General features: G+C 49.2%; 11 protein-coding genes. 8 read left to right on the top strand and 3 right to left on the bottom strand.

Annotated features, from left to right (window positions below):
* Window positions 1-18: 18 nt before the first annotated feature.
* The 7 genes from ACR0K5_RS10660 to ACR0K5_RS10630 all read left to right on the top strand — a co-directional run bounded on the left by ACR0K5_RS10660 (window position 19) and on the right by ACR0K5_RS10630 (window position 7557).
* Window positions 19-597: a metallophosphoesterase gene (locus tag ACR0K5_RS10660; RefSeq protein ID WP_480629658.1), complete on the top strand. Its 579-nt coding sequence runs from the start codon at window positions 19-21 to the stop codon at window positions 595-597.
* A 525-nt stretch (window positions 598-1122) separates the two neighbouring features.
* Entirely contained in the window at window positions 1123-2445 is a 1323-nt protein-coding gene (locus ACR0K5_RS10655; RefSeq protein ID WP_480629657.1) for an ImmA/IrrE family metallo-endopeptidase, read from the top strand.
* Window positions 2446-2454: 9 nt separating this feature from the next.
* Window positions 2455-4068: an adenylosuccinate synthetase gene (locus tag ACR0K5_RS10650; RefSeq protein ID WP_480629656.1), complete on the top strand. Its 1614-nt coding sequence runs from the start codon at window positions 2455-2457 to the stop codon at window positions 4066-4068.
* A complete protein-coding gene (locus ACR0K5_RS10645; RefSeq protein ID WP_480629655.1) occupies window positions 4068-4721 on the top strand; it encodes a DUF7002 family protein in 654 nt (217 codons plus the stop codon). The genes ACR0K5_RS10650 and ACR0K5_RS10645 overlap by 1 nt, the downstream gene beginning before the upstream one ends.
* Window positions 4718-5251 (top strand): hypothetical protein, encoded by a 534-nt coding sequence (locus tag ACR0K5_RS10640; protein WP_480629654.1) that lies wholly within the window; start codon window positions 4718-4720, stop codon window positions 5249-5251. Before ACR0K5_RS10645 ends, ACR0K5_RS10640 begins: the two co-directional genes overlap by 4 nt.
* 39 nt (window positions 5252-5290) lie before the next feature.
* Window positions 5291-5854 carry an AAA family ATPase gene (locus ACR0K5_RS10635; protein ID WP_480629653.1) on the top strand — a complete coding sequence of 188 codons (564 nt, stop codon included), beginning with the start codon at window positions 5291-5293 and terminating at the stop codon, window positions 5852-5854.
* Window positions 5839-7557: an adenylosuccinate synthetase gene (locus ACR0K5_RS10630; RefSeq protein WP_480629652.1), complete on the top strand. Its 1719-nt coding sequence runs from the start codon at window positions 5839-5841 to the stop codon at window positions 7555-7557. The genes ACR0K5_RS10635 and ACR0K5_RS10630 overlap by 16 nt, the downstream gene beginning before the upstream one ends.
* A gap of 229 nt (window positions 7558-7786) precedes the next feature.
* On the opposite strand, the gene ACR0K5_RS10625 is transcribed toward ACR0K5_RS10630, so the two are convergent.
* The 3 genes from ACR0K5_RS10625 to ACR0K5_RS10615 all read right to left on the bottom strand — a co-directional run bounded on the left by ACR0K5_RS10625 (window position 7787) and on the right by ACR0K5_RS10615 (window position 11316).
* Window positions 7787-8932, bottom strand: coding sequence for a hypothetical protein (locus ACR0K5_RS10625; RefSeq protein WP_480629651.1), 1146 nt, complete (start codon window positions 8930-8932; stop codon window positions 7787-7789).
* 348 nt (window positions 8933-9280) lie between these two features.
* Window positions 9281-10342, bottom strand: a complete 1062-nt coding sequence (locus ACR0K5_RS10620) for a hypothetical protein (RefSeq protein ID WP_480629650.1) — start codon at window positions 10340-10342, stop codon at window positions 9281-9283.
* A gap of 122 nt (window positions 10343-10464) precedes the next feature.
* The gene (locus ACR0K5_RS10615) at window positions 10465-11316 is read right to left on the bottom strand and encodes a hypothetical protein (protein ID WP_480629649.1); all 852 of its coding nucleotides are present in this window, start codon (window positions 11314-11316) and stop codon (window positions 10465-10467) included.
* Window positions 11317-11560: 244 nt separating this feature from the next.
* Here ACR0K5_RS10615 and ACR0K5_RS10610 point away from each other — a divergent pair, with 244 nt between their 5' ends.
* Window positions 11561-11920, top strand: a complete 360-nt coding sequence (locus tag ACR0K5_RS10610) for a hypothetical protein (protein ID WP_480555597.1) — start codon at window positions 11561-11563, stop codon at window positions 11918-11920.
* Window positions 11921-12157: the final 237 nt, after the last annotated feature.

Here is a 12157-nt window from a genome sequence, read left to right as displayed (position 1 = left end):
TGCCAATGAGGTGGGTCGATGACGATCTGGTACACGGCCGATACTCATTTTGGCCACGAAAACATCCTTCGTTTCTGCAATCGTCCGTTCTCATCCATCTCCCAGATGGATGCGACCTTATTGGAAAACATGTGGAAACTGGTCAAACCTGACGACCATTTATGGATTTTGGGTGATTTCGCTTTTGGGGCCAAGGCGAAAGACAGCGCTTATGTCGAGACAATCTTCAATCAACTTCCAGGAGCAGAGCGACATCTGGTGGCTGGGAACCATGATTTGGAGCCAACACTCGAATTGCCTTGGGATTCTATCTCGAACTACAAGGAGCTTCGAGATGGCCCGGAAAACCAGTTAAATACACTTTGCCACTATCCGATGGTGACATGGAACCACGCCCGCAGAGGAGCGTTGCAATTCTTCGGTCATGTCCACGACAACTGGAATGGCACGCGGAACTCGGTGAATGTTGGCGTTGATGTCTGGGGCTTCAATCCTGTTACGTTCGATGATGTCGCACGCCGGGCGAAAAAGCTGCCGGAAAACAAGCATTGGGCAGACGTGGAACCGAGATCGTCTCAGTTAGGGGTCGGGGAGTGAGGCTACCTGCCGAAGTCAACAAGACGTATTTTGGGGTGGTAGGGCGGGAAACAGACCTTCGCCGCGGATGCAGCACTTAAAAGTGCTTATTTGGATAGCGGACATTCAGAAAAGAGAAATCATTGAATTCGCGGTTAAACTCCGAGCCCGAGCAACATTCGGTTGCCGAGAAAAAGAGTTACCCAAACTGATTGGAGACCTGACCTAGTCTTTGGGTCCGTTTCAGTTCAGTCAGAACATGTTAAAAATGCCGACAAGGGGCAGTCGTTAATAGAATACATAGTGCCCTTACCCGAGACCGCAGGGTGTCATGTTCGAGTTGTTTTGGCTACGGTGAAAACCCCATTTTGTAGCCCAAAATTAAAGGGAGCACGTCAAGTCGCAGTCAGTGACCATTGCGAGTTGAAGTGCTGCAAATTAGATCGTTTATCCACGTCCTCGGGGCTAGAATTCGGGTCCGTATCTGATAGGCTTGCCGTACAATCAACTTGGCTGTGTTCACGTATTGTTCTAGCGAAAGAAAGAATGCAAACCTCACTTCAGTGGAAAAACAAATCAGTCTTAGCATTCGCTCTCGACGTCGATCCAATCGAAAAAATGGAACACGTCGCACAAGATAAGGTGCTTGAAGCTATCAGCAACGGTTGGGCAGGCCCGCCGTTCGATCCGCTTCAGTTGGCGAGCTTGATGGGAATACAAGTACGCCCCAACGCCGCCATACCTGACGCAAGGATATTCTTGGATGGTTCGAAGAGAGTAATCGAATTCAATCCAAATAAGTCTATGGCGCGTGTGAATTTTTCTATCGCACATGAGATTGCTCACACATTTTTCGATGATTGGCACGAGCGTCCACGAAATCGTTCAAAGCAAGGAGGTGATAGCCAAAACTGGCAACTCGAAATGCTCTGCAACATTGGCGCCGCCGAGATTCTGATGCCGCTGGGCACCTTTGGGCGAAACGACGATGATCCAGTTTCAATTCAAGAGGTTCTTGAGCTTCGTAAAAAGTTTAACGTCTCTACGGAAGCAGTCCTGATCCGCCTTGCCAAGATATCGAAGATACCGCTTCTGACTTTCGCGGCGTCAAGCCTCGGAAGCTCGGCCAATGGAAAGTACCGGATTGACTACTCGATACCTTCGACGCTTTGGGGCAAAGGGAAGCAGGATGGACTGATATTGGAATCCTCAGCGGCTCTTGAGCAGTGTGTGGCAATCGGAAACACTGTTAGCTTGGTGGAAAACTGGCCTGGGTTCGACTCGCCTGTCGAAGTACAGGCAGTCGGGTTGCCACCATACCCAGGCAGTGGGACACTTCGCTTTGCTGGGTTTATTTCTGCCTGCGAAAATTCTTCAAAATCGATTAAGACCGAGATTGAATATCGCTATGGCGACGCCAGTGTTCCGATCATGAAGCGGGACGTTGCGGTAATTCACATCGTAAATGACAAAGCGCGTAGGTGGGGTGGCGGTGGATTTACCAAGTCGCTGTATCGGGCCTTTCCGAACGCCGCAAAAGAGTATGCAAGTTGGACATCTTCCGGAGATAGTTTACGACTGGGCAAGTTTCACGAATTTGCAAACACTGACAATCAGGCCGTTTATAGTATCGTGGCGCAGCATGGCTATGGTGCATCGCGAATGCCGCGCATTAGATACCGTGCGTTACAATCAGCGCTTGAAAAAATCGCCCATTCACTTCTTGATAGATGTATTCGAACTGTCCAAATGCCTAGAATTGGCAGTGGGCAGGCCGGTGGCAACTGGGATGTGATTGAAGGTATGATTTTTGAGGAGCTTGTTTTGAGAGGGATAGATGTAAAAGTTTTTGATCTTCCACCTCGATAGTAGATTTGAATGCGCCCAAAAGTCATTATTATAAGCGGTCCGATTGCCTGTGGGAAATCAGAACTGTCCCGATCTCTAAGGGATGGGTTTGGCATTCCTGTTATTGAGACGTCAGACCTGATCAAAGAACGTCTTGGAAGGCAGGACCTTGATCGAAAAGCTCTGCAACGCGCCGGTAACAAGCTCGACCGAGACACCGACTATTCTTGGGTCGCAGAGCAGCTTGTGTTTCTGCTTCGCAGAGAAAAAATCGACGGTACTGTGATAGTTGATGGCGTTAGAAAAAGGGAACAAATTGAAGCGCTGCAACGATCATTTGGGCACAGGCATACGCGACATGTTCACCTTGATGCAGCCGAGGAGGTTAGACGAGAGCGCTTCTACAAACGTGCGAGACTTGCCGACGACGAAGCAAGTTTTGAAGAAGTCAGTGACAACTCGTCTGAACGAACCGTTCTGAAGTTGGGCCAAGTTGCGGACATTGTCGTAAATACTGATCGCTCAAGTCAGCAAGGAGTATTCAGTCAGATAGCTGCTCGACTAAACTTCGTGTCACGCACTGCTGATCAACTTGTAGATGTACTGGTCGGGGGACAACTTGGCAGTGAAGGAAAGGGCAACATCGCGGATTACTTGTCTCCCGAATATGACGTGTTGATGCGTGTGGGTGGACCAAATGCCGGTCACAAGGTGTTTGAAGATCCACCCTTTACGCATATCTCACTGCCATGTGGGTCTCGCAGAAACGAACATGCTGATCTGCTTATTGGTCCCGGTGCAGTAGTGGACCCGACGGACTTGCTCAGAGAGATTCGGGATTGTGAGCTTGGCACTGATCGCCTTGTAATTGACGAGCAAGTAGCCTTGATCACCCCCGAAGATATCGAGTGGGAACGCGAGCACTTGAAGGAGGGTATCGGTTCTACTGCCAAAGGCGTAGGGGCAGCGACGGCGCGTCGTGTCAAGCATCGCTTTCGAAACGAGAACTGCTGTAAACTTGGTAAAGACCTCGGCGAGGTATGCCCAGAACTTCTTCCTTACGTTGGATCGACATCTGAAGTCCTTGAGAGAGCATATTCCGACAAAAAGAAGATTCTACTTGAAGGAACACAAGGCACCGCGCTTAGTCTCTATCACGGCGACTATCCCTCCGTGACCTCGCGGGATACTACGGTTGCGGGCTGCTTGGCAGAAGCTGGCATCGCTCCTAGACGGGTTCGAAAAATCATTCTTGTGTGTCGGACCAACCCAATTAGGGTCGGGGGCAACTCTGGCGAGATGGAAAAAGAAATCGATTGGGACATGGTCGCTGGAAACTCAGGGCATGATGCTGACGCGCTGAAGAAGCACGAAGTCGGCTCCAGATCAGGAACACAAAGGCGCGTCGGCGAATTTGATTGGTCTTTGCTTCGCAAAGCTTGCCACCTCAACTCGCCTACAGACATTGCTTTGACCTTCGTTGACTATATCGATGCAAAGAACGCCGACGCGGTGCGTTTTGAAAAATTGACTGAAGAGACAATCAACTTCATCGAAGCGGTCGAGGCGGTTTCAGGAGTGACTTGTTCGTTGATTGCAAACAAATTCGACTTCAAATGCGTAATCGACAGGAGAAGGTGGTAATGCGCCCAGAGCAACTTGCGGAATACTATCCGAGGCTCTTTCACATGGCTTGGCAAGGTAGTTGGGACAGCATAAAGAAACACGGTTTGTTGTCTACTCAGTCACTCGTCGATCTTTACGAACTGGATACGACTGAAAGCAGGCGTATCTTGCTCCAGCATCGTCCCAGCTGGGTCGAAATAGTTTCAGATGAGCATGGGTCAGCTACGGTACGAGATCAAAAGCCGATGAGTGACGATGGCGTGAGAAAGGCACTTGGTGGTATAGACCCGGCCGATTGGTATGCATTGCTAAACTCTATGGTATTCATGTGGCCCACTGTGGATCGATTACGCACCATGATGGGCGCAAGAGCCTACACCGGGATGAGCCACGATCTACTAATTATTGACACCGCCAAACTGGTTGATCAGCACGCTAAGGAAATACGCCTTTCGCCAATGAATAGTGGGGCGACGAAACCGTTTCCGCATCCGCGTGATCTCCAACTGTTCAAAAACTTTGATAACTTCCCTTTTGAAGAAAGGCTCAAGAGTCACAAGCAGGCGAAGGCGGTTGCAGAAGTTTGCGTAGTAAATGGAGTGCCTGACATCGCTGATTTGGTCACCGAAGTCAGAACGGTCACGATTAACGACCTTGATGAGCTGCAATGACAAAGAGCCGCTGGGAAGAAGATCCTCAAGCAATCTCTGAGGCTGATCAATTCTATAGGTTTATTGGTGAGTATGTTATTTGTTACCAATGGTTTGAATCAAGGATCGAGGAGATAATCATACTTGGTAGAGGTCAAGAGAATCGGGAAGAGACTGTTGGTTGGCTTGCGAAAAAGACCAACGCACAGAAGATTGATGCTTTCTTCGATCTAGTGATTGCTCCGGCGCCTTTCGTATCGGATCAACTCGAAGGATGGGACGCACGTTTGGAAGCGTTGGTTCACCACTTGCATGCCGAGCGGCAACGTCGAAATGGTATCCTGCATTCACAGTTTCTTTTTGATTTCTTAGCTATCGGCGCGGGTGTTCTGCGAACAAATGCAAAGCGGCAAGATGGAGCCGTTGTTCGAGAGAATGAAGATCTCTCGAAGGAACGGTGCGACCAAATAATGTCGGAATTGGCTCATCTCGGAATGGAACTGAATATGGTCTGCGTGCAACTTTTGCATTTGCACCGCCCAATAAAATAGCATTGCCGGAAAGGGTCTCGAATTTGACCGGGTGTAAGAATGATATTGCTACTTAGCGGACCAGCTGCCGCCGGAAAATCTACTATTTGTGAGCGTCTTATAGAAGTTCATGGTTTTGCTCCGATCAAATCCAGTCGATATCTCCGTAGTTTGGTCACGCCACTAGAAAGAGAAATAACTCGAGAGGTTCTACAGGAGATCGGAGATCGTTTGGACGCTGAAACAGATTTCAACTGGATAGTGTTTGACGTGGCTAAGCCACAGGTGGCAGCACATCGTGATCAACAGTTTTGGCTCGTCGACAGCGTTAGAAAACCTGAACAAATTGATCGATTTACAGAAGCTTTTCCCGGGCGGGTTCTTCATTGCCACATTACCGCTCCTGATGATGTATTGAAATCGCGACTTTTGAAAAGAAGCGAAGCCAACGGAGACTCTTTCTACGAGAAGACCTTTGCGGAACATGTCGCTCACCCCAACGAAATTTCGGCCCGGTCTTTGGGTGAATTTGCAGCACTGGTAGTCGACACCTCTAAAGATGACGCAAATTCCGCCTGCGAAGCCATTATGGGGAGGGTTCGAGGATCATGCCAAGGAAAGTAGTTCTGATTAGTGGCAGAATTTGCACCTGGAAAACGGACCTGTCCTCAAAATTGGAACGACGCCGCGGTTTCCAACGCTTAAGTACAAGTAGCAAACTCCGCGAGCTTGCGGAGCAGCGAGATCACTCCAAGGACCGAAAAAGTCTTCAAGCTCTCGGTGACACCGTAGATAAAGAGACTGACTTTGCGTGGGTGTATGACTTCGTTTGCGAAGCCCTCGAAGATGGTTCCACTGAAAAGCCTGTCGTGGTCGATCATTTACGCCATCGTCAACAGGTGGAGCATTTTCGGGCACAAAACATGCACAACGTTGTGCATGTACACTTATATGCCGACGACCAATTTCTAAGCTCCGAATTTGAAAAACGAAAGAACTTAAAACCTGAACCCGAAACCGAGTGTTACGAGGATGCTGATCCTCTTCATGGCAATGAAGAAGATATCAATTGGTTTAAGAAAGATGCCGACATTCGTTTGAACGTAACGAATACGGACGCTGAAGACACCTTTGTAAGGGTTTGTGCGGCCCTTCGAATAAACCCAGATCAGCAGGTAAGATGTGTTGATGTAATTGTCGGAGGACAGTTTGGGAGCGAAGGCAAAGGTAATATTGCTGCATACCTTTCAAAGGAATATGACGTACTGGTCCGAGTGGGTGGTCCGAACGCGGGCCACACAGTCGCGAGTGCCAGCGGAGAGTTTACCTACCATCAGTTGCCGTCGGGAGCGAAAGACTGTGACGCGGAGCTCTTGCTCGGACCAGGCATGACGATCGACGTTGAAAAACTGTTGGAAGAAGTGAGGCGGGCTGGAATCAAAGAAGACCGATTGTTCATTGACCCAGACGCGATGGTCATCAGTGAAGAAGACATTCAACGGGAAAACGACCTCCGGGTGAATATCTCCTCGACGGCGAGCGGAAGTGGCGCGGCTGCAGCTCGAAGGATAATGGGGCGTGCTGAAAATACCAAACTGGCAAAGGACATTCCAGAACTAGAACCATTCGTCGGGGGAATGAAAACATCCAGAGGTTCGACCTTGCGTCGCCTCGAAGCAGCTTTTGCATCAGGTAAATCCGTTCTGCTGGAGGGGACTCAGGGTAGCGGCCTTAGCTTGTATCACGGCCCCTATCCATATGTGACCTCTCGTGACACCAATGTAGCCGGTTGTTTAGCAGAAGCAGGCGTATCTCCCTCCAGGCTAAGGCGCGTAATTCTTGTCACCAGGACGACCCCTATTAGGGTGGCTAATCCGGAAAACGGCGACAAAATCTCCGGGGTTCTGAAATATGAAACGACATTTGAAGCGGTGGCCACTCTGGCTGGGCTCGACGCTGAGAAAGTGAAAAAGGCTGAAAAAACTTCCACAACAAAAAGAGACAGACGCGTCGGCCACTTCGACTGGGAACTGTTCCGGAAGTCCTGCCGCTTGAATGCGCCGACCGATATCGCTCTTACATTCGCAGATTACATTTCCAGCGATAACCAGGATGCGCGTCGGTTCGAGCAACTTACACAAGAAACTCGGGAATTCATCGAGGAACTAGAGCTCGTCTCACAAGCGCGTGTCACTTTGATAAACACTCGATTTCCAAAGCCGATTGAGCACCGGAGTGCAGATTTGCGAAGCACAATCGATCGACGTAGCTGGCGCGGGAGCCTCACTGTCGTTCCTGAGCTTAAGCTAGATAGCTCCAAGAAATAGAATCAAGTTCTCTCGCAGAGAAAGCGTTTGATGTTACTAGTCTTATAGTTCGCCTATTGCGCCGGCGCAGTGTACTATGTTTTTCCTCCCCTTTAGTTTCCCACGGGGCAGATTCAATTCTTGCTCTCGCAGCGAATGGCAGTTGAACGTCTGTTATGGGCCGTTTGAACCTGACGGAACGCCTAATCCCGCTGGCTTGGAGATTGGCTGAGAGCCGGTTCAAGCTATATCAATTTGACCAAAAACTGGGAGCGTTCCATCTTTTCTGCAAGCCCAGTCTTTCAATTTTGGCCTTAGTCATGGCGACGGAGCTCAATTGTCCGTTTGAATTTCCTATTGTGCTCAGTTTGTGTGCAAACTTTCCACCCGCGAACCCTAGACCAGCTCCTACCAACGCGCCTGGGGTGCCGGAGAAAAATGCGCCAAGCGTGGGACCAGCGAACGTAGCCGCCGCTTCCACAGCAAACGCAACCTGGCTCATAAAACGTTGGCGACCTATAGTTTCAGCGACTTCCTCCATCTCCAATTTAATCTTCTTACGCGTCGATGCGAGCCTTTTCAGTAGCGCGTCTTGATCGGCTGAGGCCATATTCAGGTTCTCCGCCACAGCCATCGAATTGAGATAGCTCCTTACAGATTGCCGAAGCTGCGCGTAGTCGTTTCGGACTGAAATAAATTCGTCGATATCCAGTGTTAGGAGATTATCAGGAACGAATAGGTCTAGGGAGGCCTGCATCAACGCCTGTTCCGGACTGTTCAGCGGTTGCTCCCCGTCAAGCAGATGGTTCATAAAGTCCATCCCTCCAAAGGTTATGCTTGGTGTTGCTTCTTTAAAACTGGCCTCGCGAGCCATGCGACAAAGAATGAAGTCAGCGAGCATTGGGTGACAGATTACCCCGTTATGTTCGACAGTATTGCCGGTTTTCTTGTCCACATACGGACCAGCTCTTGCTGCGCACTTACTGTCAAAAACGGCTCGGTGTATTTGATGGGGGAATTTCTCGGCTGCAACATATTTCCACCCAAAATTAGTGCGAAGAACCTCTACCTGCACTTCCTGCCCGTTTTGAAGATTTCCGTATTTGTCCGTCTTCAGAGTTTGGTACCCAGCCAACTGAATTTGATCAGACGCTTCTTTCAAAAGGCTCTGGATCACCAAATCCATCTTAGGTTTATTCGCCCAACTGTCGTAACGATAGTGTGGGTCCTTAAACTTAATGAGCTCTGGTCGCTTCAAGAAAATGTCGCGTACGTTTCCACGTTGTTCCACCCCTCCCTGATCAACTTCAGGAACAATCAAGTTAACGTCGTCACTGAATAGCAATATAGAACGAAGTTGGTGTTTGCTTGGAGTGTAATGGGGATAATAAAGCATGTCTCAAAAGCCCTAAAACTTCTGTCGATTGCGTCGGGTCTTATACACTACTTAGTAGGGATGATAGCATAGCGTGTCGCAAATAGACTATATGTCGCACAAAACCAATGACTTGGCGATTTGGCTCGAAAGCTTCGTTTAAACTGGTTCTTTTGATTTCTGGCTCGGCGAGCGTTTCTATCAATCCAAAGACTCTAGGGAGACAGGTCGGATAAGCGGTTGGTTCACGAACTCACAGGGCACGGATGAAGCGGGCGTTGGTGTTCTCTCGGAAAATGACCGTTCTGGGCGCTTCGCGACACCAGTAAGACTGCCAAAGAAAAAAACTGAAGCGGCGCCTTCCCTGTTTTAAGCAGGTAGCAGATCATATGCTTTCAGAAGTCGATACGTTGCTTGACCATCCATCAGGCAGAACTTGCCGGACCTTCCGGGTTGGACAACCATCGACTTGAGAGTTTCACGCACGGCTGTGCCGATTAAGTGCGAGTGCTGAACAACCGAGATATCCGCCCCAACTCGCACCAACCTGTAAATCTGGTCCCCGTTCTTGCCGCACATCGCGGGCTTCATTTCTTGGAATTTCGTCGGGCCTTTGAGCAGGAAAGCGGCAGTTCGCCGACGTCCGCCTACTGTCGCGTTGGCCGAAAAGTGATCATTCTCTTCTCCACCCCAGTCTGCCTTTGTCGGTTCTGTCAGCAATTGGGCGATAGAGCGCTTCACATGCTCTTCTGGTGTCCTCTGCATTACAGACATCCACTCGTCCGCACTTTCCACTTTTATCTCGCGCAGTTCGGAGAATTCTTCAATGTCCTCCGGCAGGAGCTCACCAAACAACTGCCCGTACCACATGACATCTTTGTCACCATCCTCGTAGTTTCTCGGGTGATCGAGCCACGGCGCTCCAATGACAATTGGTTCAATTTCGAACCGATCCACTTTGTCGTGGAGAACTCCAATTACCGCTTGATAGTATCCACTTTGGAAGCCTTCTGCGAGCGTCATAGTCCCCGTCGAATTCACCAAATGCTCGGTATGATAGGAGAGGGAGACTGGCTTCCCGGGATCAATCTCAAAGTGCACCTCGTGAGACACTCTCTTCTCGGAGTAAATACCTGGGCACCTTTCCAACCGCTCAATACTCATGAAGCTTGATTTGGACTTCCCCAGCGTGAGTGCCTCGGCCAAGGTCGGCACGCCGACCTTGGTGAAGACATCAATCAACATGGTGACCAGAAGATGGTCGTTCCGCAGAACCGTTATGTGATCCGAGCCCGGTTGTACGCGCTCCAAATACTGATTTCTTAAAGGACCTAGCGCGCTGATTGCCAATCTGCGGTTTAGGAATCCCATGTCGATATGATGAAAGAAATCGGCAGTACGAATGTTGTTTGGGGTGTCTTCAATGCTCATCTTTTGAAATCCGCTCTATGGGCATCGCCGCCGCAAATCTAACCAGCTTCGGGCGGCATTGCTTGCACAGCAATTCTCAAACGCAGCTCGGATAAGACCCACTCCGCGGCGCGCGCGAGCACTCATGACCTCGTACGTTCGACCAAATAGTATCGAGAGACATGGGTTCTTCCAGTTAGCGACTTTTCAACTCTGACCAATTGCGGGTCCTTTTCCAACCACTTGTAAGATTGACCACCGTATTCGCCCACAATCAGTGTTCCGTAACCTACCCTTTTCTTGCCATCACGACTCTTGAAAACCTTTAGGTTCAGGAGAATTGCCGTGACGGTTAGTGATGCCAAAACCAAGATGACAGTGTAGTATCCACTAATAGATGGGAATATCACCTCCAAAGTTTTCAGAATGCCCAAAAACACAATAAGAAAGGGGAAAATTAGAGCGGCCTTTAGATCAATGCGACTGATCCGCTTAGGTTCAATGACTTTTCCCAAGCCAGCCGCGGAAATCGTCTGTGCGGTACTTTTGGAAATAATTTCACCCTTTTGGATGTCAGATACAACTTCATCATCAAGCTGAGGGAGGCTGGTTAGCAGGGTGTAATCCTGACTTCTGATATCTTCGAGCGCATTGCTCCATGCCTGCGCAAGAGCTGGCTCGGTCACAGCATTGACATCCTTTGCACCGTCAATCCATTCTACGAATGCCCCTACTTGAGTAGCGCTAGCGCGCAAGGAAGGAGCTTCTAGTAGCTTCGGCTGATCTTGAAGAGCAGCGATCTTCTCAAGGTTCTCTTTTTGCTTACTATCAAGGTGTTCTTGAACTCGAGTAGCGAGCTCCTTGCCGACAATATCAGCAGCTGGACCGAAAAGTCTGTTTAACACACCGATTTTTCCAACTTCTTGCGCGGTTTGCGCCGCTGTTGTAACGGCATTGGCAGCATCATCTAAGTTGGAGTTTTCGTTGTTTTCCATTTTGAATTCTCAGCGTCATAAAATTTTCTTACCAATACCAGTGTTTTGCAAGTTCGGACAATCTCATTTTAAGAGATTGGGAGGACTCGTCTTGAAGCATCAACAGAACTGTGTTGCCGAGATTTCTCCCAGTTACGTTTGTAGGAATTACTAGACTGGGCAAACTGTAGGTACGATTTTCAAGCAACTTGCTAGAACCGAAGCGACTGTAGCGATTTCTTCAAACGATTGAATAGGGAAGGCCATGAGCGAAGCAATCTGGGCATTGATAGGCGTCATCGTAGGTGGAGCATTGACAGGAGCAGTGGAGCTTTTTCTACAAAGGCGACAATTCGTACATGAAATTGGGATGCTAAAGCTGCAGCGGCAAGGGGCCGAAGTGGCAAAAGATATCCTTACTGAAATGTTGAACCACCAGACACATATAGACCGATCATTCGCCGCGCTAAGAAGACCGATAGGTGGTTTTTCCGACGATGAGGTGAGGCAAATGTTACATGATGTTGACGCTCGAAGAGTCGAGCGCGAAGATGGGTCGGAGTGGTGGTATCTTAGGTCTCGTTCGGAAGAACGCAACGAACGACGCAAAGCTAATGCCGGATAATCAAACAGTTGAAATCGCATTCCAATATAGGGCTGAAGCGTCCCAACAGAGGGCTTTTGCACATATATTGCTTGGTCATAGAACATGAGCCTTGTTAGTTTGTTCAAACCCTTGATTAATCTTTTGCGTTCACCCAAAAACCGAACTAGTTCAGCTTCAGTCAGCGGAACGGTATCGTACTGTTAGCTTTGCTACCCCGGATCGGTCATCGAAAGGTCAGATCATGGCGCGTAGCCG

It is taken from the genome of Ruegeria sp. AB9 (assembly GCF_056542585.1).
Note: the sequence above shows the minus strand (reverse complement) of the source record. Positions and strands in the feature narration are given on the sequence as shown.

What these genes read in the sequence shown, in the direction of transcription:
- ACR0K5_RS10610 (WP_480555597.1), top strand. Translation starts at nt 11,561, where the DNA reads ATGAGCGAAGCAATCTGGGCATTGATAGGCGTCATCGTAGGTGGAGCA.
- ACR0K5_RS10625 (WP_480629651.1), bottom strand. Translation starts at nt 8,932, where the DNA reads ATGCTTTATTATCCCCATTACACTCCAAGCAAACACCAACTTCGTTCT.
- ACR0K5_RS10620 (WP_480629650.1), bottom strand. Translation starts at nt 10,342, where the DNA reads ATGAGCATTGAAGACACCCCAAACAACATTCGTACTGCCGATTTCTTT.
- ACR0K5_RS10635 (WP_480629653.1), top strand. Translation starts at nt 5,291, where the DNA reads ATGATATTGCTACTTAGCGGACCAGCTGCCGCCGGAAAATCTACTATT.
- ACR0K5_RS10660 (WP_480629658.1), top strand. Translation starts at nt 19, where the DNA reads ATGACGATCTGGTACACGGCCGATACTCATTTTGGCCACGAAAACATC.
- ACR0K5_RS10630 (WP_480629652.1), top strand. Translation starts at nt 5,839, where the DNA reads ATGCCAAGGAAAGTAGTTCTGATTAGTGGCAGAATTTGCACCTGGAAA.
- ACR0K5_RS10645 (WP_480629655.1), top strand. Translation starts at nt 4,068, where the DNA reads ATGCGCCCAGAGCAACTTGCGGAATACTATCCGAGGCTCTTTCACATG.
- ACR0K5_RS10615 (WP_480629649.1), bottom strand. Translation starts at nt 11,316, where the DNA reads ATGGAAAACAACGAAAACTCCAACTTAGATGATGCTGCCAATGCCGTT.
- ACR0K5_RS10640 (WP_480629654.1), top strand. Translation starts at nt 4,718, where the DNA reads ATGACAAAGAGCCGCTGGGAAGAAGATCCTCAAGCAATCTCTGAGGCT.
- ACR0K5_RS10650 (WP_480629656.1), top strand. Translation starts at nt 2,455, where the DNA reads ATGCGCCCAAAAGTCATTATTATAAGCGGTCCGATTGCCTGTGGGAAA.
- ACR0K5_RS10655 (WP_480629657.1), top strand. Translation starts at nt 1,123, where the DNA reads ATGCAAACCTCACTTCAGTGGAAAAACAAATCAGTCTTAGCATTCGCT.